This is a genomic window from Telluria beijingensis, assembly GCF_030770395.1.
GTDB lineage: Bacteria > Pseudomonadota > Gammaproteobacteria > Burkholderiales > Burkholderiaceae_D > Telluria > Telluria beijingensis.
This window is the reverse complement of record NZ_CP132480.1, coordinates 3,083,161-3,108,108: the sequence shown is the minus strand read 5'-3', so window position 1 is coordinate 3,108,108 and position 24,948 is coordinate 3,083,161. Positions and strand designations below refer to the sequence as shown.

Genomic DNA, 24,948 nt, shown 5'->3' with positions numbered 1-24,948 from the left:
TCGACCTGATGCAGGCGCGTTTCGATACCGTGGGCGGGATGCCGGTCATCGCCATCAGCGAGACGCCGTTCATGGGCTTCAATAGCGTGATCAAGCGCGGCACGGACATCGCGGTAAGCGCGTCCGCCCTGATAGTGCTGGGGCCGCTGATGCTGCTGGTCGCCATTGCCGTGAAGCTCGGCTCGCCCGGCCCGGTGCTGTTCAGGCAGCGCCGCTACGGCCTGTATGGCGAAGAAATCTATATCTATAAATTCCGCTCGATGACGGTGCTGGACGACGGGCACACCATCGTCCAGGCCCGGGCCGGCGACGGCCGCGTCACGCGCCTGGGACGCTTCCTGCGCCGCGCCCAGCCAATCCGCGAAGAGTACCTCATGAACGGCATGCTCGAGCCGACCAACGAGCCCTATGCCATGGCCAAGATCGCCGGCATCAAGCTGTGCGAGAGCTATAACCGCCAATACGGCACTGACTACCGCAGCGTGATGCCGAACAATCTGTACGCCCCGGCGACAATTACCACCCCGAGAACAGCCACGTGATCCCGGCCCTGCTGCGCCGCTTCTACGAGGCCAAGAGCGGTGCCGCGCCCGAGGTCGTGATCTGGGGCAGCGGCAAGCCGATGCGCGAATTCCTCTACGTCGACGACATGGCGGCCGCCAGCGTCCGCGTGATGGACCTGGCGCCCGCGGTGTACGCAGCCAGCACCGATCCCATGCATTCGCACATCAATATCGGCACCGGGCAAGACGTCAGCATCGCCGACCTGGCGCACCTGGTGGGGCAGACCGTGGGCTACCGCGGCAGGATCGTCTTCGATGCGAGCAAGCCCGATGGCACGCCGCGCAAGCTGCTCGACGTTTCCCGGCTGGCGGCGCTGGGCTGGCGCGCCAGCACGCCGCTGGCCAAGGGCTTGCAGCGCGCCTACGCCGCCTATCTCGACGCACGATGTGAAATGCTGAACAGAGAGGACGGCGCAAGGGGTCCAGAATGGCAGGTTTCGACCCGGACCGCCCATGCATGATCCCGGCAAGCGGCGTCCACTCACGTTGGAGTACAGCATGAACAACCCGCACCACGACGCCCGATCGACCATCCTTTCGTTTATTCTCGGGCGAGAGGCGGCGCGCACGGGCATGGTCCCTGCACTGGTCCCGGCGCTGGTCCTGGCCTTGGCCGGCATGACGCTGGCCGGCTGCCAGCGCGACCAGCCGGCGGCGGATGCCAAGCCCGGCCAGGCGCTTGCAAGCGTGAACGGCGAAGAGATCACGGTCTTGCAGCTGAACGAAGAAATGCAGCGCGCCGGGGTGCCGGCGGCCCAGCAGCAAGTGGCAAGCAAGCAATTGCTGCAAGCCTTGATTGACCGTGAACTGCTCGAGAGCGAAGCGGCCAAGGAAAAGCTCGACCGCGACCCCAAGGTGATGCAGGCGATCGAACGCGCGCGCTCCCTCATCATCGCCCAGGCCTATATGCAAAAGCGCGTGGGCGATACCGGCCGCCCGAGCCAGTCCGAGATCGAAGACTATTTCAACAAGCACCCGCAGTTCTTCGCCAAGCGCCGCCAGTTGACGATGAGCCAGCTCGTATTACCGGTTTCAAACGTGACCCCCGAGCTGCGCACCGCCGCCGACCGCGCGAAGTCGCTCGACGAGGTAGCGGCCTTCCTCGACGCCCGCCAGGTCGTTCACGGCCGCGCCCAGGTCACGCGCAGCACGGCCGACCTCAAGCCCGAGCTGGCATCGAAGCTGCTGTCGATGCCCAAGGGCCAGCTATTCCTGGTGCAGGAAGGGCAGCGCGCGATGCTGGTCGCGGTCGACGAGGTGCGCGAGGCGCCGGTGGCGCTGGACATCGCCGCGCCGCAGATCGCGCAATACCTTGCCAAGCGCAAGAACACGGAGCTGGCCCAGGCCGAAATCCAGCGCCTGCGCGGCAGCGCCAAGATCGAATACATGAACAAGGACCTGGCGCCCGATGCCACCGCGCCTGGAGCCCTGCCAGCCGCGGCCGCGGCGCCGGCGTCACTGGCGGGTCTTGCCGACGACGGCCAGGCGGGCGCCGCCACGGACGCTGGCGGCGATCCCGCTGCCAAGGCCGCGCTCGACCGCGGCGTGGCCGGCCTTGAGTAAGCGCCTGGCGCAATAGGCGCCAACACTTGGCGACGACCTTCGTTGCCAGAGGAGTGACGATGCAACGCTTGACGAGATGGGTGATGGGCGCCGCCTTCATGTTGGGTATCAGCATGGGGATTGGTGCGGCAGGCGCGGCCGAGGTCCTGCTGGGCGCGGGCGACGTGGTCAAGCTGTCGGTGTATGGCAGCCCGGACCTGTCGATCGAGACCCGGGTCAGCGAGAGCGGTCACATTACGTTCCCGCTGCTGGGCCAGGTCGCCGTGGGCGGCCTGTCGGTGGCCGCCGCCGAAAGGAAGATCGCCGGCCAGCTCGAGAAGGGTGGCTACCTCAAGCGGGCCCAGGTCAATATGCTGGTCACCACGCTGGCCAGCCAGCAGGTGTCGGTGCTGGGCCATGTGAACCGGCCAGGCCGCTATCCGGTCGAAGGCAGGCGCAAGGTGCTCGACATGCTGGCGCTGGCCGGCGGCATCCACGGCGACGGCGGCGACATGATCAGCCTGCTCCTTACGGCGGCTCATGCTGGTGGAGCCTGACGCGCGGCTGCCTGCGCGAGGTGCTGGCGCTGGCGGACGCGCATCCGCGCCTGCTGCGCTTTTGCGGCAGCGTGCAGTCGCCCGACGAACTGTTTTTCCAGACCCTGGTCATGCATACGCGCTTCGCCAGCCGGGTGCTGCCGAATAATTTTCGCTATATCCAGTGGCCGGAGGGCGGCGCCTGCCATCCGACGGTGCTCGATGAGGATGACCTGGCGCATATCCAAGCGTCCGGCGCTCACTTCTGCCGCAAGCTCGACAGCCGGGCGAGCGCCGCCTTGCTGCCGCGCCTGCTGGCGTGGAAGGAAGGCCGCGCAGGGTGGTCCGCTTAAAAAGTGACCTTGATCTCGCGCGCGCTGAAGGTCGCCTCGCCGTGGTACACGGCTTCGATATTGTTGCCGTCAGGATCGATCACGAAGGCGCCGTAATAACCCGGGTGGTAGGGACGTTCGCCCGGCGCGCCATTGTCCTTGCCGCCGGCCGCCAGCGCCGCATGGTAGAAGGCATCCACCATCGCCCGGTCGCGCGCCTGGAAGGCCAGGTGGTGGCGGCCGGTCAGCTGGCCCTGGGCCGCTTCGCTGTCCGGGGACGAGATGAACAGCTCGTCGGCCCACAGGTAATCGTCGCCCGAGCCGCCCAGCGGAATGCCCAGCACGTCGAAAACTGCCGTATAGAACTTGCGCGACGCGGGCAAGTCGCGCACCACCAGCTGGATATGATCGATCAGGCGTCCGCGGTAAATCTCGTTGGTTTCCATCGCTTCTCCTTGTGGGTAGTCCGAAGCGCCGATTATACGGACGTCGCGTAAGGCTGAGCGTGGCGACACGCATCTTGCATGGATGGCATGATTCCGTCCAAGAATGCCGGTCAACCATGGAGGGAACGCAAGTGTGGTGGAGAGAAAGCTGGTTGACGATCCAGCGTGAATTTTCCGACCTCGGCAATGCCGAGGACGTGACCGTGATCGTGGTGCGCCTGCTGGTGGCGGCGCTGGTGGGCGGGATGCTGGGCTACGAGCGCGAGACGGTGGGCGCGTCGGCAGGCCTGCGCACCCATATGCTGGTCTCGGTCGGCTCGGCCCTGTTCGTGCTGATCCCGCTGCAGGCGGGCATGGAGGTGTCCGACCTGTCGCGCGTGCTGCAAGGGGTGACGGCCGGCATCGGCTTCCTGGGCGCCGGGGCCATCCTCAAGCAGAAGGAACAGAACGACATCAAGGGCCTGACAACCGCCGCCAGCGTGTGGATGACGGCCGCCATCGGCGTCGCCGCCGGCATGGGGCGCGAAGCCACGGCCATCCTCAGCGCGCTGTTCGGCCTGGTGATCCTGTCCATCCTGCGCACCCCGGCCAAGAAGGTGGGCGAATACGGCCCGGCCGACCGCGACACCGACCGCTAGCGCATCGCCGCGGCGCACAAGTCTGCGCTAGCTGAAACATCCGGCGCGGATGGCGGTCTAGTATCGTAGCTTCCACCATCGATACGAGCGCCATGCGCCAACTGGATCCCATCGCGCCATTGCGCATCCTGCATATCGTGCGCGACCCCCTGCCGCCGGTCCGCGCCGACCTGAGGTCCCTGTTCGGCGCCGAGCTGCCGCGCCACGGCATCGGCAGCGCGCTGGTGGGGCAGGGCGGCGACTCCCCGGTCGACTGGAGCGGGGCGGCATGCACGCGGTCGGCCGCGCCGACAGCCCGTGGGCCAGCCTGCTGGCGCCGTGCTGGGACTTGCTGGGGCTGCTGCGCGCGCGGCGTCGCGCCAGGCTGGACGCGATCCAGGTGCGCGACAAGATCGCATCCGGCCTGGTCGGCCGCGCCGCCGCCGCCATCCTCGGCGTACCGTTCATCTACTGGATGTCGTTCCCGATCGTCGAAGGCTACGCGTCGCGCCGCGACGCGATCGCGCGCCGCGGCAGGGGGCCGCGCTGGCTGGCGCATGCCGCGCGCGCCGCCGCCTCGCGCTGGCTGCTGTACCGCCTGGTGCTGCCGGGCGCCGATCACGTGTTCGTGCAGAGCGAAGCGATGGCCGACTGGCTGTCCGGCAAGGGTTTCAGGCGCGAGCGCATGACGGCGGTGCCGATGGGCGTCGACCTCGCCGCCTTCGACCGCGACCGCATCGCGCCCAGCACCGACCCGCGCCTCGACGGACGCCGGGTGCTGCTCTACCTGGGCCGGGTCGCGCAGTCGCGCGCGTCGAGCTTCCTGCTCGACCTGGCCGAACGCCTGGCAAACGAGGTGCCCGAGGTCTTGCTGGTGATCGCCGGCGACGCCCCGTCGCGGGACGAGATGGCCTGGATGCGCTCCGAGATCGCGCGCCGCGGCCTTGCGGCCCAGGTCCTGCTCACCGGCTGGCTGCCGCAGCGCGAAGCGCTGGGCTACGCGGTGCGGGCCGAGGTCGGCCTGTCGCCGATCCCGCGCGGCGCGCTGTTCGACGTCTCGTCGCCGACCAAGCTGGTCGAATACCTGGCGCTCGGCATCCCGAGCGTGGCCAACGACATCCCGGACCAGGCCCGGGTGCTGGCCGGGAGCAGCGCCGGGCTGTGCGCGCCGATGGAGCTCGATGCCTTCGCCGACGCCGTGCGCCGGCTGCTGGACGAGCCGACGCTGGCCGCCGCCTGCGCCGCGCACGGCCCGGCCTGGGTGCGGGAGCACCGCAGCTATGCGGTGCTGGGCCGCGGTGTGGCCATGGCCTATGCCCGCATCCTGGCCGGCGAGGGCGATTGATGGACCCGCGGCCTCTGGTGCGTCTCCTCGTGCGCAGCCTGCCGGCGCGCTGCCTCGTGCTGCCGGCCCTGCTGCGCAACGAGCGCTCGGCCGCCGCCCTCGAGCGCTACGTGGCGCGCCGCGCGCACGCCCTCGGCCTGGCCGCCGCGCCGGACCCGACCCGGCGCAGGCCGTCCCGCCCGGCGCGGCCCTGCTGACCAAGGCCGCGCTGCGCCAGGACCCGGCGCGCCACCTGCGGCCGCGCCGCGCCGGCACCCTGCTGCGCAACACGATCCGCACCAGCGGCACCTCGGGTACGCCCCTGAGCCTGGTGCAGTCGCTGGGCGCCGTGATCCGCGAAGAGGCGTTCATCCAGCGCCAGCTGGGATGGATCGGCTGGCGTCCCGGCCAACGCCGCGCCTGGATCCGCGGCGACCTGCTCAGTGGCGAGCGCCACTGGCGCCACGACCGGGCCGGCAAGATGCTCGTCATGTCGTCCTACCACCTGTCGGATGCGACCATCGGCGCCTATGTCGCGGCCCTGGAAAGCCACGATCCGGTGGTGATCCAGGCCTATCCATCCTCGATCGGCGCCATCGCCAACTGGTTGATCGCGGCCGGCCGCCCCTATGCGGGCCGGGCCCTGCGCGGCGTGATGACCTCGTCCGAGACCCTGGAGCCCGCCGTGCGCGCGGCCATCGAACGCGCCTTCGGCGTCGCCGTGTTCGACTGGTATGGCCAGGCCGAGCGGGTCGCCGCCATCGGCACCTGCGAGCACGGCCGCTACCACGTGCTGACCGACTACGGCGGCGTCGAACTGCTGGCGCTGCCCGACGGCAGCAGCGAACTCGTCGGCACCAGCCTGAACAACCCCGCGATGGCGCTGGCGCGCTACCGCACCGGCGATACCGTGTTCGTCGGCGAGCAGGCGCCATGTCCCTGCGGTCGGGTATTCCCGACCGTGGAGGCCGTGATCGGACGCCAGGAACGCCTCCTGACCCTGCCCAACGGCCGCAGGGTGGGGCGCCTGGATCGCGTATTCCAGGGCTTGGACGGGCGCCTTCTCGAGGGTCAGGTGCGCTACCACGGCCAGGGCCGCTTCACCTTGCGGGTGGTCGTCACCGCCGCCTTCGACGGCAGCAACGAAGCCGCCCTGCGCGAACGCTTCCTGCAGCGGGTGCCCGGCGTGCAGGTCGCGGTGGAGCGGGTCGCATCGATCCCACGCGGCGCCAACGGCAAATTCACCTTCATCGCCGTGGATGAGTGAATCGTGCGCGCGATTCGACAAGCTGCCATGTATGATTGTAAATATTGCCCCTTTACTAATTGCGTGAAGCGATGAGTGCGATGCCGACACATTCCCCGACCAGGATGCCTGCATGAACACGGCCTCCCCACGCGTGCTGATGGTCGGGACGGCGTTGGAGGCAAGGGAGGCATCGCCAGCGTGGTCGAGGTGCTGCGCGAAGACGGCCTGTTCGAACGCGAAGGCATCGCCTACGTGGCGACCCACGTCGACGGCGCGCGCCTGGACAAGCTCGGCGCCGCGCTGGGCGGCCTGGCGCGGGCGGGGCTGGCCTGCCTGGCGCGGCGGCCGGCCATCGTCCACGTCCATTGCGCATCGAACGCCAGCTTCCTGCGCAAGTCGCTGGTGCTGCTGATGGCGCGCCTGGGCGGCGCGCGCACCGTGTGCCACCTGCACGGCGGCGGCTTTCGCCGCTATGCCCTGGTCGAGGCCGGACCGCTGCTGCGGCGCTGGATCCGGCACACGCTCGAAGCGAGTTCGCGCGTGATCGCCCTGTCGCCCGGCTGGGCCGCGATGGTGCGCGACTGCGCGCCGCGCGCGCGGGTCGAGGTGCTGCCCAATCCAGTACGCCTGGCAGCGGCGGGCGCCCAGGGGGAAAGGGGACGCATCCTGTTCCTCGGCCGCATCGAGCCGGCCAAGGGCGTGGACGAATTGCTGCAGGCCTGCGCCCGCCATCCGGCCCTGCGCCTGGTGCTGGGCGGCGCCGGCGATCTGGACTGGGCGCGCCGGCGCGCCGCCGAACTCGGCATTGCCGGCCGGGTCGAGCTGCCGGGCTGGCTCGATGCCCGCGCGCGCGATGCCGAGCTGGCGCGCGCCTGGCTGTTCTGCCTGCCGTCCCATGTCGAAGGCTTGCCGATGGCGATGCTCGAGGCGATGGCGGCCGGGGTGCCGGTGGTGGCGACGCGGGTCGGCGGCATACCCGAGGCGCTGGCCGACGGCCTCCTGGGCCTGCTGGTGCCGCCGCGCGACGCCGAGGCCCTGGCGGATGCCATCGGACGCCTGCTGGCCGACGAAACGCTGCATGCGCGGCTGGCGTGCGCGGCGCGCGCGGCGATTGAACGACACTACTCAGCCGGCGTCGTCTGCGCCCGGCTGGCCACGCTGTACGCGCACCTGGCGAACGAGAAAGCAAAATTGTGAGGGAAATTGAATGAACGCAACAGTACGCATGACGTGGCTCGTCAACCGCCTGCGCTGCATGTCGGTCCCCGAGATGGCTTACCGGCTGCGCCAGGCCGCGGCGATCCAGCTGGGCCGCCGCGCGACCGGGCGGGCCGCGCCGCCGCCGCTGCCGCGCGCGCTGACGCTCGATGTGCGCGGCGCGCCCGCGCTCGAGCCGCCTGAAGTCGAGGCGCTGCTGCTCGACGCCGAGCGCATCGAGGCCGGCCACGTGGTGCTGTTCGCCGAACGCCGCTTCGACGTCGGCGTGCCCACCGCCTGGAACCGCGATCCCGAGACCGGCGTCGTGGCGCCGCCGCTGTACCGCGGCGACATCGCGGTCGAAGACCGCGAACTGGTGGGCGACATCAAGCACGTCTGGGAACTCAACCGCCACCTGCACCTGGTGACCCTGGCCCAGGCCTGGGCCTTGACCCGCGATGCGCGCTGGCTGCAGGCATTGGAGAACAACCTGCGCAGCTGGTTCGAGGCCTGCCCGCCGCTCACCGGCCCCAACTGGACCAGCCCGATGGAGCTGGGCATCCGCCTCATCAACTGGAGCCTCATCTGGCAACTGGTCGGCGGCGAGCGCAGCGCGCTGTTCGAAGGCGACGCCGGGCGCCGCCTGCAGGCCGACTGGCTCGGCAGCATCCACGCCCATTGCCGCACCATCGCAAGTCACCTGTCGCGCCACTCGTCGGCCAACAACCACCTGATCGGCGAGCTGGCCGGCCTGTATGCCGGCGCCGTCACCTGGCCGTGCTGGAAGGAGTCGAAGGAGTGGGAAGCGCTGGCGCAGCGCGAGCTGGAGCAGGAAGCGCAGGCGCAATTCTCGCGCGACGGCGTCAACCGCGAGCAGGCTTTTGGTTACCACATGTTTTCGTGTGAATTCCTGTTCCTGGCCGGCCTGCTGGGCCAGGCCGGCGGCAGGTCGTTCTCGCGCAGCTACTGGGCCGTGCTGCAGCGCGCGCTGCGCTTCCTGCGTTCGGTGCGCGACGTCGACGGCGGCCTGCCGATGGTGGGCGACGCCGACGACGGCTGCGTGTTCCGCCTGCACGCCGGCGCCCGGCGGCCCGGCGCCGGGCGCGCCGCGCAATTGCTGGCGCTGGGCGATACCGTGTTCGGCGGCCAGCCCGACCACCATCCCGGCGTGCGCTGGCTGCTGCACGCGCTGCCCGGCCCGCGGCCCGACTGCGATCCGCACGAGGTCGATAGCGGCTGGTCCTTCCCCGATGGCGGTTACCTGCTGTTCGGCAACCAATTCGGCGAAGCGAACGAGATCAAGGGCCTGCTCGACTGCGGACCGTTGGGCTATCTCGGCATCGCCGCCCACGGCCACGCCGATGCGCTCGCGCTCACCCTGTCGGTGGCGGGCGAGCCCTGCCTGGTCGACCCCGGCACCTATTCGTACTGGCAAGACCAGAAATGGCGCGATTATTTCCGCGGCACGTCGAGCCACAATACCGTGCGCATCGATGGCCTCGACCAGTCGGTGCCGGGCGGACGCTTCATGTGGGTGCGCAAGGCGCGCGCCAGCATCGAGCGCATGCCGGCCTCGCACCACGATTTCGATTTCCGCGGCTCGCACGACGGCTATGCGCGCCTGCCGGACCCGGTGCTGCACCTGCGCAGCGTGCGCTTCGACGGCGCCGCCAACACCCTGGTCGTGCGCGACGAGGTGGCGGGCAAGAAGGCGCACAAGGTCGAGGCCTTCTGGCATTTCGCGCCCGGCCTCGACGTGCGCCTGACCAGCCACGGCCTGGCGGTGCGCGGCAAGCGCTTCGTGCTGCAGATGCAGGCCAGCGGCGAAGACCTGCACCTGGAACTGGTGCGCGGCGCCGAGAATCCGCCGCTGGGCTGGTATTCGGCGGCCTACGAGACGAAGGAGCCGTGCGAGGTGCTGCGCATCACGACGATATCGTCCGCCGTTCCCATCGAGTGCAGGTTTACAATCACCTTCGTCGATGACCAATAGTTAAAATCAAGAAACGTCATTCACCGGACTGGAGGGCACGCATGAACGAGCGCGTCACGCTGTTTGGTTGTAATATGGATAACGTTTCGATGGAAGAGACCCTGGAGATCGTCGAGGGTTTCGTGCGCTCCGGGCGCCCGCACCAGCACGTGGTGGTCAACGTCGACAAGCTGGTCAAGGCCAGCCGCGACGAAGGGCTGCGCCGCATCATCAATGATTGCGACCTCGTCAATGTGGACGGCATGCCCGTGGTGTGGGCGGCGCGCCTGCTGGGCAAGCCGCTCAAGGAACGGGTCGCCGGGATCGACCTGTTCGAGGCTCTGATGCGGCGCGCGGCCGAGCGCGGCTGGCGCGTGTTCCTGCTGGGGGCGCGGGCCGAGGTCGTGCGGGCGGTGGCCGCGACCTATGCCGGCCGCTATCCGGGCCTGGTGCTGGCCGGCGTGCGCGACGGCTATTGGCAGGGCGCGGACGAAGAGGCGGAACTGGTGCGCCAGATCCGCGCCAGCCGCGCCGACCTGCTGTTCGTGGCGATCTCCTCGCCCACGAAGGAACAGTTTCTCGGCAAGTACCAGGCCGAGATGCGGGTGCCGTTCGCGATGGGGGTGGGCGGCAGCTTCGACGTGGCGGTCGGCAGGGTGAAGCGGGCGCCGGCCTGGATGCAGCGATCCGGACTGGAGTGGTTCTACCGCTTCCTGCAGGAGCCGCGCCGGATGTTCCGCCGTTACTTCATCGACGACATGGTCTTTGTCTGGCTGCTGGTCAAGGAAGCAGCCAGGGGCAGGTAGTGCTAGCAGATTAACAACATACTTATTGAACAGAGAGCGAAAGACATGAAGATCCTGGTTACTGGCGGTGTGGGCTATATCGGTTCGCATACCGTCGTCGAACTGCAGGCCGCCGGCCACGACGTGGTGGTGGTCGACAACCTGTCGAACGCCCAGCAGTCGGTGTGCGAGCGCGTGCAGCGCATCAGCGGCAAGCCGTTCGCTTTCGTGCAGGCCGACATCCGCGACCGCGCGGCCATGGAAGCGGCGTTTGCCGAACACAAGCCCGAGGCGGTGATCCACTTCGCCGGCCTGAAGGCGGTGGGCGAATCGGTGGCCCAGCCGCTGCGCTACTACGACAACAACGTCACCGGCAGCGTGGTGCTGTTCGAGACGATGGCCAAGTTCGGTTGCAAGTCGCTGGTGTTCTCGTCCTCGGCCACCGTGTATGGCGATCCGGCCTCGGTGCCGATCCGCGAGGATTTCCCGCTGTCGGCCACCAATCCCTATGGCCGCAGCAAGCTGATGATCGAGGACATCCTGCGCGACCTGGCCAAGGCCGAGCCCGACTGGCGCATCGCGCTGCTACGCTATTTCAATCCGGTCGGCGCCCACCAAAGCGGCCTGATCGGCGAAGAGCCGAGCGGCATCCCCAACAACCTCGTACCGTACATCGCCCAGGTCGCCAACGGCCAGCGCGACAAGCTGTCGGTGTTCGGCGGCGACTACGACACCCCGGACGGCACCGGCTTGCGCGACTATATCCACGTGGTGGATCTCGCCATCGGCCACGTCAAGACCCTGGACCGCCTGAACAAGGGGCCGGGCATCGTCACCTACAACCTCGGCACTGGCCGGGGCAATAGTGTATTGGAAATGGTACGCGCCTTCGAGGCGGCCAGCGGGCGTTCCGTCGCCTACCAGATCGTCGACCGCCGCCCCGGCGACGTGGCCAAGTGCTACGCCGACCCGTCGCTGGCGCGCGAGGAACTGGGCTGGACTGCCGAACGTGATGTCGCTCAAATGTGCGCCGACGTATGGCGCTACCAAACCACAGCCAAATAATCTAAAGGATAGTCTAATGAAAGCCATGATTCTCGCCGCAGGCAAGGGCACACGCGTCCGTCCGCTCACCTATGACCTGCCCAAACCCATGATCCCGCTGCTGGGCAAACCCGTGATGGCCTACCTGGTCGAACACCTCAAGAAGCATGGCGTGTCCGAAATCATGGTCAACGTCAGCTGGCTGCACGACAAGATCGAAGATTACTTCGGCGAGGGCGAGCAGTTCGGCGTCCAGATCGGCTACTCCTTCGAGGGCTATACGAAGGATGACGGCGAAGTCGTGCCGGAGCCGATCGGTTCGGCCGGCGGCATGAAGAAAATCCAGGAATTCGGCGGCTTCTTCGACGACACCACCGTGGTGCTGTGCGGCGACGCCCTGATCGACCTCGACCTCAAGGCCGCGCTGCTGGAACACCGCCGCAAGGGCGCCATGGCCACGGTCATCACGAAAGAGGTTCCATGGGACAAGGTCTCGTCCTATGGCGTGGTGGTCTCGGACGAGCAGGGCCGCATCCTGGAGTTTCAAGAGAAACCGAGCCAGCAAGAAGCGAAGTCCAACTTCATTTCCACTGGCATCTATATTTTTGAACCAGAAGTGATCGACCTGATTCCGTCCGGCGTGCCGTTCGACATCGGTTCCGAGCTGTTCCCGCTGCTGGCCGAGCGCGGCCTGCCTTTCTATGCCCAGGGCCGGCCGTTCAACTGGCTCGACATCGGCACCATGGGCGATTACTGGGAAGTGCTGCAATCCGTCATCACCGGCGAAGTCAACCACATGGACGTGCCGGGTATCCAGATCAAGCCCGGGGTCTGGGTGGGCCTGAATACCAGCATCGACTGGGAAGGTACGACTATCGAGGGACCCGTCTACATCGGTTCCGGGGTTAAAGTAGAGGCCGGCGCCCGCATCGTGGGCCCGACCTGGATCGGCCACGGCAGCCATATCTGCGAAGGCGCCGAAATCGTGCGCAGCGTGCTGTTCGAGTACACCCGCGTGTTGCATGATGTAACATTGAATGAAATGATTGTCTTTAAGGAATATAGTGTCGACCGAAAAGGCGAAATGAAGCACGCCTCCGAGTATTCCTCAGAGGAATGGCTCAATGCACGCGATCGTCGCCGCTCCCGGCGCAAGGAAATCGCGGATCAGGACAACAACGAGTTAGAGAAAGAGAAAGTCAGCGCATGAAGATCTATCCAGTCATCCTCTCCGGCGGCGCCGGCACCCGCCTGTGGCCCTTGTCGCGCAAGGTCTTGCCGAAGCAGCTGCTGCCGCTGGTGGCCGACAAGACCATGCTGCAGGAAACCGCCTTGCGCGTGGCCGGCTGGCCAGAGATGATGGCGCCGCTCGTGGTGTGCGGCAATGACCACCGCTTCATGGTGGCCGAGCAACTGCGTGAAGTCGGCATCACGCCGCTGGGCATCCTGCTCGAGCCGGTCGGCCGCAACACGGCGCCGGCCGTGGCCGCCGCCGCCCATCACCTGCAACAGATCGACCCCGAAGCCGTGATGCTGGTGCTGCCGGCCGACCACGTGATTGAGAACGGCGAAGCGTTCCGCGAAGCGGTCGACCGCGCCACCCGCCTGGTGGCCAAGGGCGCGCTGGCGACCTTCGGCATCGTGCCCAAGACCCCGGAAACCGGCTACGGCTATATCCGCCGCGGCGAGGCGGTGGACGAGTGCGGCGAATGCTACAAGGTGGCGCGCTTCGTCGAGAAACCCGATGCATCCACCGCCGAAGGCTTCCTGGCCGAAGGCGGCTATTACTGGAACAGCGGCATGTTCATGTTCTCCGCCGCCCGTTACCTGACCGAGCTCGAGCAGCACGCCCCGGCGATCGCCGGCGCCGCCAGCCAGGCCATGCACGCCGCCTACCGCGACCTCGATTTCTGCCGCCTCGACGAAGGCGCGTTCTCGGCCTGCCCGTCCGATTCGATCGACTATGCGGTGATGGAACACACCCGCGACGCCGCCGTGGTGCCGGCCGATATCGGCTGGAACGACGTCGGTTCGTGGTCGGCCCTGTGGGAAACCCAGGCCAAGGACGCCAACGGCAATGCCCAGCGCGGCGACGTCTACCTGGACGGCGTCAAGAACTCGCTGGTGCGCGCCGAAAGCCGCATCGTGGCCGTGGTCGGCCTGGAAGACGTGGTCGTGGTCGAGACCCAGGATGCGGTGCTGGTCACCTGTAAGAGCAAGGTGCAGCGCGTCAAGCAGGTGGTCGAACACCTGGCGTCCAAGGAGCGCACCGAGCACCTGCATCACACCCGTGTCTACCGTCCCTGGGGCCACTACGAGGGCATCGATGCGGGCGACCGCTTCCAGGTCAAGCGCATCACGGTCAAGCCGGGCGAAAAACTGTCGCTGCAGATGCACCACCACCGCGCCGAACACTGGGTCGTGGTGTCGGGCACGGCGCGCGTCACCTGCGGCGATACCGTGAGCCTGCTGTCCGAGAACGAATCGACCTATATCCCGATCGGCATGAACCACCGCCTCGAGAATCCGGGCAAGCTGCCGCTGCATATCATCGAAGTGCAGTCGGGCAGCTACCTGGGCGAGGACGACATCGTCCGCTTCGAGGACATCTACAAGCGCGCCTGACCGGCATCATCCGCGGCTGGAACTTGTCCGGCGACGTGCAGTCTGACGTTGCATGGACAAGATTCTTGCAGCGGGCAGGGCGGCCGTCATCCTCGGCGCCCTGGCATCGCCGGCAGTGGCGCAAACCGATGCGCCGCTGCTCGACCCGAGCCTGCAGGGCCAGCTCGAACGCTGGTTCGGGGCCGGCCCCCTCTATTTCGAGAACGTCTACACCCGCCAGGCGGGCGACGATGCGCTCGACTTTCACGCGGCCGCCGATGGGCGCGGCAGCAACTTCACCCTGATGCGCATTGCCGACGACGCCGGCGCCAACTGGGTGGTGGGCGGCTACAACCCGCGCAGCTGGTCGTCGACCGACGGCTGGCATGTCGCCGAGCGCAACTGGCAGCGCACCGGCTTCCTGTTCAACTATACCGAGCCGGCCGTGTACCGCCAGCTCCTGTCCGACCATATTTTGCCCAGCCAGGGCTCGCGCCAGACCTATAACTGGCCAGATCACGGTCCCACCTTCGGCGCCGGCCCCGACCTGTTCGTCGACGACCTCCTCACCACCTCCATTTCCTGGCAACTCAGCTATGGCGACCCTGCCTTCGAAGGCCGCAGTATCATCGACGGCACGTATGGGGGGCAGTTCCGGCGCGTCGAGGCGCTCGAGGTCTATGCGATTTCGCTGGTGCCCGAGCCGCAAGCCCCTGCGCTGCTGGCCGCCGGGCTGGCCCTGGTCGGCTTCGTCGCATGCCGCCGTTGGCGCTGAATTCTCTGCATTTTCCCTGCGGCAAGCCGGTTCCTCGGCATTAAATTTCCGCTAAGCTAGAAATTACCCAAGGGGGTTAATTTCTCGTCATCATGTTGTCAATATCCGCATTTACTATCATTCTGCTAACGGATGTGGCGGGCACATATTGTGCGACAACTAACGGGGAATCAATGACCACCTTTGCAACTTTCACGCCACGGCGCACGCTGCTGGCAAGCCTCATCGCCGGCCTGGCGGCGAGCGCGCCGGCGCTTGCCGCCGACGTCGTCATCAACCAGCTGTATGCTTTTTCGCACAGCACCGCCAGCAATTTCGGCCACGATTTCGTCGAACTGTACAACCGCAGTGACGCGCCGGTCAGCCTGGCCGGCCTGCAGCTGCAATACCAGTCGGCGGGTGGCAGCAGCTGGAGCAGCGTCACTCCCTTGCCGTCGGTCACGCTGGCGCCGGGGCAGTATTTCCTGATGCGCGGCGCCCGTGACCAGGGCAAGAACCCGATCGAGGTGTTCGACGTCCAGGCGCCGAGCTTCAATATGGCAGGCGCGACCGGCAAGGTCGCCATCAGCGACGGCAGCCGCATCCTCGACCTGGTCGGCTATGGCAGCGCCAACCTGTCCGAAGGATCGCCGGCCCCGTCGTCGACGCTGCTCCTCTCGCTCCAGCGCGCCGCAGCCGGCTGCCAGGACACCGACGATAACAGTGCCGACTTCGTGCTGGCGCCGCCAGTCGGACCACGCAGCACCGTATCGCCGCTGCAGCCTTGCGGCGACGTCGGCCCGGCGCCGAAGCCGATCGTCCTGACTTGCCCGGCCACGGTGCAGGTCGAGCAGGGCCGCGGCGGCTCGGCGCTGCTGTCGGCGATCGATGGCGATGCCATCGTCAACCGCGCCACCATCGTGGCGGGCGGCGTTGCCGGCATCACCCTCGGCCAGTTCACCCCGGCCGGCGCGGCCGGCGGCAAGGCCGAGGCGCGCCTCGACATCGCCGACACCCTGGCCGGCGGCCGCTATCCGGTGCAGGTCGAGTTCGGCAACGATGCGGACGAGACCGAGCGCTGCACCGTGAATGTCGCCGTCGCAGGCATATTGACCATTCCGCAGATCCAGGGCGCGGGCGATACCAGCCCCTATGCCAATACCGTGCAGACCGCGCGCGGTGTGATCACCGCCAAGGTCGACGGCGGCTTCTTCATCCAGGATCCGCAGGGCGATGGCGATCCGACCACGTCGGACGGCATCTATGTGTACGGTACCGAGACTGCGCACCCGGTCGGCACGCTGGTGAGCGTGACCGGCCTGGTGGTCGAATTCCGTCCGAACGGCGCCGAGCGCACCTATACCGAATTCAAGGACGTCACCAATATCACTTCGTTGGGCGCCGGTCCGACCATCGCGCCGACCAATATCAACGTGCCGGGCACCGACCTGGCCAGCGTCGAAGGCATGCTGGTGCGCATCACCAACACGCTCACCATCAACGGCAATGGCGACCTGGCCAACCGTGGCGAGCTGACCCTGTCCAGCGGCCGCCGCGAGCAGCCGACCAGCCGCTACCCGCAGGGTTCGCCAGAAGCCGAGGCACTGTATCGTGAGCACATGGCCAACCGCATCGTGCTGGACGACGGCCTGTTCCGCGCCCCGGCCGCCATGCCTTACCTGGCCGAGGACGGCACCGTGCGCGCCGGCGACACCATCGACAACCTGACCGGCGTGATCGATTTCGGTTCGACCGGCGCCAGCAGCGGGGCCAGCACCGGCTTCAAGCTGCAGCCGACCGAGACCCCGGTCATCGAGCGCGCCAACGCGCGCCAGCCGGCGCCGGTACTGCCGGAAGGCATCAAGGTGGCGGCCGCCAATGTGCTGAACTTCTTCACCACCTTCACCGATGGCCGGGATGCCTGGGGCAGGTCGGGCCAGGGCTGCGAGCTGGATGGCCGCGTATCGGCCGGCAATTGCCGCGGCGCCGACAACAGCGCCGAGTTCGTCCGCCAGCGCGACAAGATCGTCGCCTCGCTGGCCGCGCTGGATGCCGACGTGGTCGGCCTGATGGAAATCCAGAACAATGGCGACATCGCGGCCAAGTACCTGGTCGACGAGATCAACCGCGTCACCGCGCCCGGCACCTATGCCGTGGTGCCGGCCCCGGTCGCGCTCGGCACCGATGCGATCCGCGTCGCCATGATCTACAAGCCGTCGAAGCTGACCCTGGTGGGCGGCGCGCTGTCCGATGGACACGAGATCAACAACCGTCCGCCGATGGCGCAGACCTTCATGGCGGCCAATGGCGGCAAATTCTCGGTCATCGCCAACCACCTGAAATCGAAGGGTTGCGGCGGCGCCAGCGGCGGCGACGCCGACCAGGGCTATGGCCAGGGTTGCTATGACGCCACCCGCGTGCTCCAGGCCCAGCGCCTGAGCAATGTCTTCATCCCGCAGGTGGTGGCGGCAGCCAAGGATCCGGACGTGCTGGTGCTGGGCGACCTGAACGCCTACGCCTTCGAAAACCCGATCAACCACCTGACCGGCGCCGCCGGCATGGTCAACCTGATCGAACGCTTCGTGCGGCCGCATGCGATGCCGTACTCCTATGTGTTCAACGGCCTGGCCGGCTCGCTCGACCACGTCCTGGCCAGCAGCTCGCTGGCGCCGCAGGTAGTGGGCGCGGCCGAATGGCATAACAATGCCGACGAACCGAAGGACATCGACTACAACATCGAAAACACCGGCACCGATGTGTACCGCAAGAACGCCTACCGCGCCTCGGACCACGATCCGCTGGTCGTCAGCCTGAACCTGGCCGGCTCCACCACCGATGTCACGGCATCGAGCAAGATCGTGATCAATGGCTTCAGCATCAACCGCGCGACTGGCAAGACCACCGGCACCGTCACCATCACCAATACGAGCGACCAGCCCCTGGGCGGTCCGCTGCACCTGGTGCTGAACGGCCTGCCGGCAGGCATCACGCTCGACGGCCCGAGCGGCATGCAGGGTGGCGCGCCGTACATCACGCTGCCGCAGGCGAGCATCGCCCCGGGCGCCAGCGTGACCGTCGCCACCGCGTTCACCAATACCGCCAAGCGTAACTTCATCTACACGCCGCAGCTGGTCTCCGGCGCGTTCTAAAGGAAAACACCATGTCCAATCTCGTCTCCCTGTTGTTCCGCGCGCTGCTGGCGCTGTCGATCGCGCTCGGCGCCCCTGCGGCCCTGGCCGGTCCGATGTACCGCGTCTCGCTCGATACCTCGGCGCTGGCCGGTACCGTCGGCTATCTCGACCTGGGCCTGAACGGGCCGCTGGCCGCCGATCCGACCGTGGCCCGCGTCAGCAATTTCAGCGGCGCCTTCCTGGATGGCGGCGTCCTGCCGCCGTCGGGCGACGTCAGCGGCGACGTCGTCAACGGTGTCGTCCTGCGCAACGGCCCCGACCTGAACTTCTTCGACCAGCTGGTCCAGTTCGGCGGCCTGTTCAGCTTCGACGTCAGCTTCGAGCTGGGCGGCGGCGACAACGGCACCCTGTTCAGTGTCGCCTTCATCGACGATGCCTACAATTACCTGGGCGCCTTCGCCAATGTGATCGAACTGAACCTGGTCGCCGGACAGCCGGCCGAACTGCAACTGGTGGACACTGGCTTCGCCAGCGCGACCCAGGTGCCGGAACCGGGCGCCTGGCTGCTGCTGGCGAGCGGCCTGTTCCTGCTCGCGACGACGAAGCGCATGGGGCGCCGTCGCTGAGCGCACGTAAAGGGCGCCTTGCCTCAGGACTGGGACAGGCGCGCCTCGAGCGCGGCGCGGCGGGCGGCGTCGATGCGCCAGGCCTCGGCATTGCCGTCGATGATGCGCAGGCTGGCGCAGCCTTCGGCGGCGCAGTTGGGGGCCGGCACCGTGGCCGAGGCGGCGGTGGCCGGCGCAGCAACCACCTCGATGGTGGCGGCCGCCGTTTGCACCGGCATGTAGGCAGGGTCGGCGCCGCCGCAGGCGGCGAGGAGGGAAGGCAGGACCACGGTGGAGGCGATGCGCAGGAAGGTCATGTGTGAACTCGTACAAGCTCGTCTGTAACGAAGCTATTGTAGTGAGTAAATTTTCCGTGGCGCAATTTCCCAGAGGCAAAATATGAAGGCGCCTTGCGTTCCGTAACTAACACACAAGAGGCAGCAGGATACATCTGGTGACAGTTTGTCAAGGTGTTCTACTTGACCACATATACATCGCAGGTGAAGATGGAGGCATGAAAAATCTCATCCTCATCCTCCTGTTCGGCGCGACTTCCGCCTGCACCACCCAGGCCCGTGATCCCGCCAATTCGCCAGTCAAGGAAGGCGCGCCGCCCGTCGTCGCCCTCCAGCCTGGCGCCACCGTCTCCGAGATCAAGCGCCTGATCGGCACGCCCGCCTGCAGCGACAATGCGCAATGCCGCTCGCTGCCGGTCGGCGCGCTGGCCTGCGGCGGGCCGCAGGAATACCTGCCGTATTCGACCGCGCAGACCGACGAGAAGGCGTTACTGGCCCTGGCCGAGCGCTCGAAGACCGAACGCCAGGCCGAGATCCAGCGCACCGGCGAGATGTCGATCTGCATCCACCGGCCCGATCCGGGCGCGGTGTGCGTGGCCGGCGCCTGCCAGCTGGGCGGACAGCCGGCGGCCTGACGCCGCCATCCATCGCGGAGCGACCAGCTCATGAACCGGATCCTGTCATGCCTGCTGCTTGCCTGTGGCGCCTGCACCAGCCAGGCCGGCGCCCCGCAGCCGGTCCAGGGCAGTACGGTGGCAGCGGGCGATTCCAGCGCCACTGTGGCCGAGATCAGGCGCCTGGTCGGCGCGGCCAGTTGCGACAGCAGCGCCCAGTGCCGCACCCTGCCGGTTGGCGCCAGGCCATGTGGCGGACCTGACTTCTACCTGCCGTGGTCCAGTCCCCATCCCGACGAGGCCCGCTTGCTGGCGCTGGCGCAGCGTTCGCGCAGCGAGCGCCAGGCCGAGGCCGGGCGTAGCGGCGAACTGTCGACCTGCCAGCACCGGCCCGATCCGGGCGCGGTCTGCGTTGCCGGGCGCTGTCAGCTCGCCACTCCTTCAACGGATATCTGAAGCCAGCATGCAAAAAGCCCTGCAGGCGGCCAGCCTGCAGGGCTTTTTTGTTGCTGCCGTCAGGTCGCCCTGGCAGCAGCTCAGCTTGCCTGATCAGTTGACCAGATGCTTCGGCCGCGCGCGCTGGCCTCGCTCCGCCAGTGGCAGCGGGTTGTTGGTCTCGACTTGCACCGCGGTCGTCGTGCCCACCACGTTGTTGTTGTCGAGCAGGCGCACCGCGCCCAGGAAGCGCTTGCCGGCCGGCAGGCCCGACCAGCTGGTCGCCACCGACGCGCTACCGCCCACGTACACCCGGGCCGGCAACAGGGCCCTGAAGTTGCCGCCACGGTCGGCGGTGGTCACCACGGCCGACGACAGGCCGAACGTGGTCGGACCCTCGTCCGAGGTTTCATACACGATGGCGCAGACGCGATAATTGCCCGCCGCCGGCGAGATGAGCCTGACGGTCTCGTTCGAACCGCCCTCGGCCGAGTAATCCACCAGGGCGCCGGCGCTGTTCAGCACCAGCAGGTCGAGATCGTCGCCACCCTGGCCCGTGGTGTCGCGGTCGAAGGTTTCGAACTGCGCAACCATGGCGCCGCTCGGGATCGACACCTGTTCCACGATGGTGCCCGGGATGCCGGCAGCGCAGGCCTGGCGCATCGTTTCGAGGGTCGTCGTCGCGCTTGAAGTTACCTGCGGCGCGGTGTGGACGTTGCGGACGATCTCCTTCAGGCCACCGGTGACCGCACTCATCTTGCCGGCGAAGTTGGTGTACACCGTCATCGGCTTGTTGCCGGTGGCGCGGTCGCTGGAGGCGAACTCCGGTGCGCTCAGGCTGGCGCCGGCGGCGCGCGCCACCACCGGGCTGCGCACGGTGCGGCCCTGGCCGGTCCAGGTCAGGGCGCCGTACTGCCAGGCCTGGGTCGGGGCGGTGTCGCGCACCAGGCGCACCGTGAACGAGCGCGATTCGCCGGGCGGGATCGTCAGCGTGCTCGGGTTGACGCTGGCGGTGAAGCCGGGCACGCTGATGCGGCCAGTGTAGGTGCCTGGAGAATTGGTGACGTTGGTCACGGTACGCACCACGTCCACCGAGCCGAGCACATTCGGGACCGAGATCGACGGCAGGTTCAGGTTGTAGCCGAGGATGCTGCCGCCCGCGCACTGGGCCGTCATGCCGGCGCCGCACATGTATTTGCGGTAGTCGGCTTCGGTGATCGCATACACCAGGCCCGGATCGAGCGCTGCCTGCGGATTGACGTGGCCGGCGCCCTGGCCGAACGCGCCGCGGCCGGCGGTGTCGCCGACGATGCCGTCGTCGACGGTATTGGTGGCGGTGGTCATCAGCGCCGACTTGATCATCGACGGCAGCCAGTCCGGATAGCGCTGGCGCAGCAGGGCCGAGAGGCCCGACACGTGCGGCGCCGACATCGAGGTGCCGCTCATCGGCGAGAAGTCCACCGGTGGCGTCAGGGTGCCGTTGATCACGTCCAGCCGCTCGGCGGGCGACAGCTCGGGCGTGACGGCGGCGATGATGTCCACGCCCGGCGCGGTCATGTCCGGCTTGAGCACATTGGCGTCGGCGCGGTTCGGGCCGCGCGAGGAGAAGCCGGCCATCATCGGGGCCGGCAGTTCCGACACGCCGATCTTGAACTGGGTGATCGCGGCGGTGCCGCCACCGACCGCATAGCTGCGGATGGCGGCGCCCTTGGCAGCGGTCACGTGGACCGAGGGCACCGAGTGCATCTCGGCCACCAGGCCCGCGCCATTGTCCACCTGGACCATGCCGACGCCGCCGGCCTCGAACACGGCGAGGCTCTTGTCCACCCGCGCATTGGTGCCGCGGTTGCAGATCACGATCTTGTCCTTGACCTTGGCCGGATCCAGCACCGCCACGCCACCGTTCGAGGCGGCGCTGTAGCACAGGGCGACAAAGGTCGGATTCGCGCCGGGCATGGCGGCGGCCGCGGCGTCGATCAGCGGGGCCGAGGGCAGCGGCGTGGCATTGATCGAGGCGCCGCTGTAGCGCTGGCCATTGCCGAGCACGACGTCGGCCTGCAGGCTGCGGTCGTAGGTCGAGGCGCCGATGGTCGAGTGCCACGGGCTGACGTGGGCGACCTGGTTCCCGGGGCCATCGTTGCCGGCCGAGGCCACCGCGATCACGCCGGCGTTCGAGGCATTGAAGAAGGCCTGTTCGACGATGTCGTTGATCGACAGGCCGCCGCTGATCGAATAGTTGATCACATGCACGCCATCCTTGACCGCCTTGTCGATGGCGGCGACGTTGTCGCCCGCGTAGCAGGTGTTGCGGGCGCCGGTGGGCTGGGTGGCGTCGTTGTACGACCAGCACACCTTGTAGCTCGACAGGCGCGCGCGCGGCGCCATGCCCGACATCTGGCCGATGCCGACGGTATTGATGGTGACGTCGACCAGCGCGTTGCCGCCGGCGGTGGACGAGGTGTGGGTGCCATGGCCGCCTTCGCCCAGCGCGCCGCCGATCGAGTCGCGCGGCGACGAATTGAACTCGCTCCAGTGGGTCGGGCGGTTGACGCTCAGGAAGACGCTGTCGAAATACTGGGCGCCGATCAGCTTGTTGTTGCAGTTGGCGGTGGTGAAGCCTTCGCCTTCCTGGCAGGTGCCGTTCCAGCGTGCCGGTGGCGCGCCGTAGACCAGCGTGCCGCTGTTGTCGAAGGTCGGCTTGCCATTGGCGTCGACGCGGTCGGCGTAGGATGGGTGTTCCGGCCACACGCCGCCGTCGACGATGCCGATGATGATGTCCTCGCCCTTGAGGTTGGCTCGATTGGCGTCCAGCTGCGACCACACGCCGCCCGGCCCGTCCAGGCCGAGGAAGGTCGGCGTGTAGGTGGTGGCCAGCTGCAGCGGCGTATCGGGCTGGACCTTTTCCACGTCGCTGCGCGCCATCAGCAGGCGCACTTCGGCGTCGGTGAGCAGGGCCGAGAAGCCGTTCAGCACGACATCGTAGGTGTGCGTCACGGGGGCGCTGGCGACGCTGGCGCGCACCGCGGCCTTCTTGCCGTCGAGGTAGGCGGAGTACATCTGGACATTGGGGGCGGCCATGTCGATGCGGCGGCCGGGCACCGGCTTGGTCGCGGCCAGGCCGCTGATCGTGCCGTCATAGGAAGCGACCGGCTTGTCGGTCAGTTGCACGATATACGGGCGGCGGACGTCGTCGGCCTGGGCTGCCAGCGTCAGGCTGGACAGGGCAAGCAGTACCGCTGCGGAGAGTGGACGGATTTTCATGAGCGTGATTCCTCGTTCGGTTCTTGTCGGTTCTTGTCGGTTCTGGACTGGGCGAGGCGCTCAGGCAGTGCGGCGGCGTGCGCGGGCCAGCAGGCCCATCAGGCCAATGCCGAGCAGCAGGCCGCTGGCGGGCTCGGGGACTTCGGACGCGTCGTCGGCGACCAGCACCATATTGTCGATGCCGAACTGGGCGGCATTGCTCTGATAGGCGCGGCAAAACCCATCCGCGGTGCAGGCGTAGCCGATCATCAGCAGTTCGGTGAAAGCATTGTCGAACATGGTCGTTGCGGCAAAATTCGCGAACGAGAAGCCATTCTGGCCAGGACCGCCGAGCCAGAAATCTTCGCTAAGGACGGCGCCGTCGGCCGTCAGTCCACGCACCTCGATCAGGCCGACCGTCGACATGTAGCCGCCCAGTTCGTTGGTGTGGCCGATGAAGCTGGCGTCGAAACCCTGCAGGCGGAAGGGATTCCCCGAGTCCGAGAGAATGGAGATCAGGCTGTCGTTCAGGGCGCCGTAGTAGGCGCCGCTGGTCCCGGTGGGGCAGGCCATCGACTGGCACCAACTCGGATCGCTGCCATCGATATTGGCACCGACCAGCGAACCGGCGCCATCGGCGAACGGCGACAGGAACTGGAAGGTGTAACCGCTTTCGGAATAGGTGTCGCCATCGATGTACGCGGCGCCGGCGCCGCCCTCGAACGTGATGGTGGCTGCCTGCGCCGGCATGGCGAAGGCAGCGCCAGCGAGCGTCAGGCCGATGATGGTGGAGAGGGACTTGCCGAGTGAGGATGAAGCCGGGTGCGATTTCCGAGTCATGATCTGCCTTTGTGGTTGAGAATTCTCGCCTTGTGGGCGCGGCATGCGTGTAACACCTGAAGTTCAGGTTGTTAGGAAATATATCAATGGAAATAACTAAAGTGTAAAAAATCTTAACAATAGATATTTTGACTTTTGTTAACTTGCATTGATTAAATTTGGTTTCCCCTATGAACAATCATTATTTTGTTGCCTGCGTCATCCGTTTGAAATATGCATCATTGCAATTTGGAAAAGATTGTTACATGCAACTTGTTGCCATTGGCTTGACGTGAGACTCGTGTACTTTTGAAAAGAACAGTTGTCGTCGCGCCAGCCAGCGTGTTACCTTTCGACGGCAGGATTTCAAAGAAGCAATCTAGGAGTCGCTTGATGGTTTTTGCTATGAAACAGGGCGCTGTTTTCGGTCATCGACGCGGCGCGGGCTTCACGCTGCTGGAGCTGCTGGTGGTGATCGTCATCATCGGCCTGCTTGCCGCCTATGTTGGCCCCAAGTACTTCTCGCAGCTCGGCAAATCCGAAGTGACCGCCGCCCGGGCCCAGATCGACGCCTTCGACAAGACACTCGACACCTACCGGCTCGACGTGGGCCGCTATCCGACCACCGAAGAGGGCCTGGCGGCCCTGATGACGGCGCCGCCCAGCGCCGGCGCCAAGTGGAACGGTCCCTACCTGAAAAAGGCGATACCACCGGACCCCTGGGGCAACGCCTACCAGTACCGCGCGCCAGGCACCCGTGGCGACTACGAAGTGCTATCGCTCGGCAAGGACGGGCAGCCGGGCGGGACTGGCGACAACGCCGATATCAGTTCCAACTGACCA

General features: G+C 67.1%; 23 protein-coding genes and 1 pseudogene. 20 read left to right on the top strand and 4 right to left on the bottom strand.

The window, feature by feature from the left end; genetic code table 11:
* The first annotated feature begins 8 nt into the window (after nt 1-8).
* From Q9246_RS13785 to Q9246_RS13770, 4 genes and pseudogenes are all read left to right on the top strand, one after another.
* Nucleotides 9-1,024, top strand: a pseudogene (locus Q9246_RS13785) (NAD-dependent epimerase/dehydratase family protein).
* Nucleotides 1,025-1,061: 37 nt separating this feature from the next.
* Entirely contained in the window at nt 1,062-2,126 is a 1,065-nt protein-coding gene (locus Q9246_RS13780; protein ID WP_306391143.1) for an EpsD family peptidyl-prolyl cis-trans isomerase, read from the top strand.
* A gap of 59 nt (nt 2,127-2,185) precedes the next feature.
* A complete protein-coding gene (locus Q9246_RS13775; protein WP_306391142.1) occupies nt 2,186-2,662 on the top strand; it encodes a polysaccharide biosynthesis/export family protein in 477 nt (158 codons plus the stop codon).
* Nucleotides 2,663-2,682: 20 nt separating this feature from the next.
* Nucleotides 2,683-2,994 carry a hypothetical protein gene (locus Q9246_RS13770; RefSeq protein ID WP_306391141.1) on the top strand — a complete coding sequence of 104 codons (312 nt, stop codon included), beginning with the start codon at nt 2,683-2,685 and terminating at the stop codon, nt 2,992-2,994.
* On the opposite strand, the gene Q9246_RS13765 is transcribed toward Q9246_RS13770, so the two are convergent.
* Nucleotides 2,991-3,419 carry a VOC family protein gene (locus tag Q9246_RS13765; RefSeq protein ID WP_306391140.1) on the bottom strand — a complete coding sequence of 143 codons (429 nt, stop codon included), beginning with the start codon at nt 3,417-3,419 and terminating at the stop codon, nt 2,991-2,993. The genes Q9246_RS13770 and Q9246_RS13765 overlap by 4 nt on opposite strands.
* A 116-nt stretch (nt 3,420-3,535) precedes the next feature.
* Between Q9246_RS13765 and Q9246_RS13760 the strand changes: the two genes are divergently transcribed.
* The 13 genes from Q9246_RS13760 (at nt 3,536) to Q9246_RS13700 (ending at nt 18,722) form a co-directional block, all read left to right on the top strand.
* A complete protein-coding gene (locus Q9246_RS13760; protein ID WP_306391139.1) occupies nt 3,536-4,057 on the top strand; it encodes an MgtC/SapB family protein in 522 nt (173 codons plus the stop codon).
* A gap of 118 nt (nt 4,058-4,175) precedes the next feature.
* A complete protein-coding gene (locus tag Q9246_RS13755) occupies nt 4,176-5,381 on the top strand; it encodes a glycosyltransferase (RefSeq protein ID WP_306398171.1) in 1,206 nt (401 codons plus the stop codon).
* Nucleotides 5,381-5,578: a hypothetical protein gene (locus Q9246_RS13750; RefSeq protein ID WP_306391137.1), complete on the top strand. Its 198-nt coding sequence runs from the start codon at nt 5,381-5,383 to the stop codon at nt 5,576-5,578. Before Q9246_RS13755 ends, Q9246_RS13750 begins: the two co-directional genes overlap by 1 nt.
* A 113-nt stretch (nt 5,579-5,691) precedes the next feature.
* Complete coding sequence (locus Q9246_RS13745) at nt 5,692-6,627, top strand: phenylacetate--CoA ligase family protein (protein WP_306391135.1); 936 nt, start codon at nt 5,692-5,694, stop codon at nt 6,625-6,627.
* 180 nt (nt 6,628-6,807) lie between these two features.
* Entirely contained in the window at nt 6,808-7,806 is a 999-nt protein-coding gene (locus Q9246_RS13740; RefSeq protein ID WP_306391134.1) for a glycosyltransferase family 4 protein, read from the top strand.
* Between the two features lie 10 nt (nt 7,807-7,816).
* On the top strand, nt 7,817-9,799 hold the full coding sequence (locus Q9246_RS13735; protein ID WP_306391133.1) for a heparinase II/III family protein: 1,983 nt from the start codon (nt 7,817-7,819) through the stop codon (nt 9,797-9,799).
* 89 nt (nt 9,800-9,888) lie between these two features.
* Complete coding sequence (locus Q9246_RS13730) at nt 9,889-10,584, top strand: WecB/TagA/CpsF family glycosyltransferase (RefSeq protein WP_306391132.1); 696 nt, start codon at nt 9,889-9,891, stop codon at nt 10,582-10,584.
* A gap of 45 nt (nt 10,585-10,629) precedes the next feature.
* Nucleotides 10,630-11,628 carry a UDP-glucose 4-epimerase GalE gene (gene galE, locus Q9246_RS13725; RefSeq protein ID WP_306391130.1) on the top strand — a complete coding sequence of 333 codons (999 nt, stop codon included), beginning with the start codon at nt 10,630-10,632 and terminating at the stop codon, nt 11,626-11,628.
* Between the two features lie 16 nt (nt 11,629-11,644).
* Nucleotides 11,645-12,817 carry a nucleotidyltransferase family protein gene (locus Q9246_RS13720; protein WP_306391129.1) on the top strand — a complete coding sequence of 391 codons (1,173 nt, stop codon included), beginning with the start codon at nt 11,645-11,647 and terminating at the stop codon, nt 12,815-12,817.
* Nucleotides 12,814-14,232 carry a mannose-1-phosphate guanylyltransferase/mannose-6-phosphate isomerase gene (locus Q9246_RS13715; RefSeq protein ID WP_306391128.1) on the top strand — a complete coding sequence of 473 codons (1,419 nt, stop codon included), beginning with the start codon at nt 12,814-12,816 and terminating at the stop codon, nt 14,230-14,232. The genes Q9246_RS13720 and Q9246_RS13715 overlap by 4 nt, the downstream gene beginning before the upstream one ends.
* A gap of 52 nt (nt 14,233-14,284) precedes the next feature.
* Entirely contained in the window at nt 14,285-14,986 is a 702-nt protein-coding gene (locus Q9246_RS13710) for a PEP_CTERM-anchored TLD domain-containing protein (RefSeq protein WP_306391127.1), read from the top strand.
* 173 nt (nt 14,987-15,159) lie between these two features.
* Complete coding sequence (locus Q9246_RS13705) at nt 15,160-18,114, top strand: ExeM/NucH family extracellular endonuclease (RefSeq protein WP_306391126.1); 2,955 nt, start codon at nt 15,160-15,162, stop codon at nt 18,112-18,114.
* 11 nt (nt 18,115-18,125) lie between these two features.
* Entirely contained in the window at nt 18,126-18,722 is a 597-nt protein-coding gene (locus tag Q9246_RS13700; protein ID WP_306391125.1) for an NF038129 family PEP-CTERM protein, read from the top strand.
* A 23-nt stretch (nt 18,723-18,745) separates the two neighbouring features.
* Here the strand turns inward: Q9246_RS13700 and Q9246_RS13695 are convergent, their stop codons facing one another.
* Nucleotides 18,746-19,018 (bottom strand): hypothetical protein, encoded by a 273-nt coding sequence (locus tag Q9246_RS13695; RefSeq protein WP_306391123.1) that lies wholly within the window; start codon nt 19,016-19,018, stop codon nt 18,746-18,748.
* 197 nt (nt 19,019-19,215) lie between these two features.
* Between Q9246_RS13695 and Q9246_RS13690 the strand changes: the two genes are divergently transcribed.
* Nucleotides 19,216-19,632 carry a hypothetical protein gene (locus Q9246_RS13690; RefSeq protein WP_306391122.1) on the top strand — a complete coding sequence of 139 codons (417 nt, stop codon included), beginning with the start codon at nt 19,216-19,218 and terminating at the stop codon, nt 19,630-19,632.
* A gap of 30 nt (nt 19,633-19,662) precedes the next feature.
* Nucleotides 19,663-20,067 (top strand): hypothetical protein, encoded by a 405-nt coding sequence (locus Q9246_RS13685; RefSeq protein WP_306391121.1) that lies wholly within the window; start codon nt 19,663-19,665, stop codon nt 20,065-20,067.
* A 93-nt stretch (nt 20,068-20,160) separates the two neighbouring features.
* Here Q9246_RS13685 and Q9246_RS13680 read toward each other — a convergent pair whose 3' ends face one another.
* Entirely contained in the window at nt 20,161-23,307 is a 3,147-nt protein-coding gene (locus Q9246_RS13680; protein ID WP_306391119.1) for a S8 family peptidase, read from the bottom strand.
* Nucleotides 23,308-23,367: 60 nt separating this feature from the next.
* Nucleotides 23,368-24,126 (bottom strand): NF038120 family PEP-CTERM protein, encoded by a 759-nt coding sequence (locus Q9246_RS13675; RefSeq protein ID WP_306391118.1) that lies wholly within the window; start codon nt 24,124-24,126, stop codon nt 23,368-23,370.
* A 372-nt stretch (nt 24,127-24,498) separates the two neighbouring features.
* Here Q9246_RS13675 and gspG point away from each other — a divergent pair, with 372 nt between their 5' ends.
* Complete coding sequence (gene gspG, locus Q9246_RS13670; RefSeq protein ID WP_306391115.1) at nt 24,499-24,945, top strand: type II secretion system major pseudopilin GspG; 447 nt, start codon at nt 24,499-24,501, stop codon at nt 24,943-24,945.
* The last annotated feature ends 3 nt before the right edge of the window (nt 24,946-24,948 follow it).

Coding starts and splice junctions, on each gene's coding strand:
- Q9246_RS13780 (WP_306391143.1), top strand. CDS start 1,062: ATGAACAACCCGCACCACGACGCCCGATCGACCATCCTTTCGTTTATT.
- Q9246_RS13775 (WP_306391142.1), top strand. CDS start 2,186: ATGCAACGCTTGACGAGATGGGTGATGGGCGCCGCCTTCATGTTGGGT.
- Q9246_RS13765 (WP_306391140.1), bottom strand. CDS start 3,419: ATGGAAACCAACGAGATTTACCGCGGACGCCTGATCGATCATATCCAG.
- Q9246_RS13760 (WP_306391139.1), top strand. CDS start 3,536: ATGGAGGGAACGCAAGTGTGGTGGAGAGAAAGCTGGTTGACGATCCAG.
- Q9246_RS13750 (WP_306391137.1), top strand. CDS start 5,381: ATGGACCCGCGGCCTCTGGTGCGTCTCCTCGTGCGCAGCCTGCCGGCG.
- Q9246_RS13735 (WP_306391133.1), top strand. CDS start 7,817: ATGAACGCAACAGTACGCATGACGTGGCTCGTCAACCGCCTGCGCTGC.
- Q9246_RS13730 (WP_306391132.1), top strand. CDS start 9,889: ATGGAAGAGACCCTGGAGATCGTCGAGGGTTTCGTGCGCTCCGGGCGC.
- galE (WP_306391130.1), top strand. CDS start 10,630: ATGAAGATCCTGGTTACTGGCGGTGTGGGCTATATCGGTTCGCATACC.
- Q9246_RS13720 (WP_306391129.1), top strand. CDS start 11,645: ATGAAAGCCATGATTCTCGCCGCAGGCAAGGGCACACGCGTCCGTCCG.
- Q9246_RS13715 (WP_306391128.1), top strand. CDS start 12,814: ATGAAGATCTATCCAGTCATCCTCTCCGGCGGCGCCGGCACCCGCCTG.
- Q9246_RS13710 (WP_306391127.1), top strand. CDS start 14,285: ATGGACAAGATTCTTGCAGCGGGCAGGGCGGCCGTCATCCTCGGCGCC.
- Q9246_RS13705 (WP_306391126.1), top strand. CDS start 15,160: ATGACCACCTTTGCAACTTTCACGCCACGGCGCACGCTGCTGGCAAGC.
- Q9246_RS13700 (WP_306391125.1), top strand. CDS start 18,126: ATGTCCAATCTCGTCTCCCTGTTGTTCCGCGCGCTGCTGGCGCTGTCG.
- Q9246_RS13695 (WP_306391123.1), bottom strand. CDS start 19,018: ATGACCTTCCTGCGCATCGCCTCCACCGTGGTCCTGCCTTCCCTCCTC.
- Q9246_RS13690 (WP_306391122.1), top strand. CDS start 19,216: ATGAAAAATCTCATCCTCATCCTCCTGTTCGGCGCGACTTCCGCCTGC.
- Q9246_RS13685 (WP_306391121.1), top strand. CDS start 19,663: ATGAACCGGATCCTGTCATGCCTGCTGCTTGCCTGTGGCGCCTGCACC.
- Q9246_RS13680 (WP_306391119.1), bottom strand. CDS start 23,307: ATGAAAATCCGTCCACTCTCCGCAGCGGTACTGCTTGCCCTGTCCAGC.
- Q9246_RS13675 (WP_306391118.1), bottom strand. CDS start 24,126: ATGACTCGGAAATCGCACCCGGCTTCATCCTCACTCGGCAAGTCCCTC.
- gspG (WP_306391115.1), top strand. CDS start 24,499: ATGGTTTTTGCTATGAAACAGGGCGCTGTTTTCGGTCATCGACGCGGC.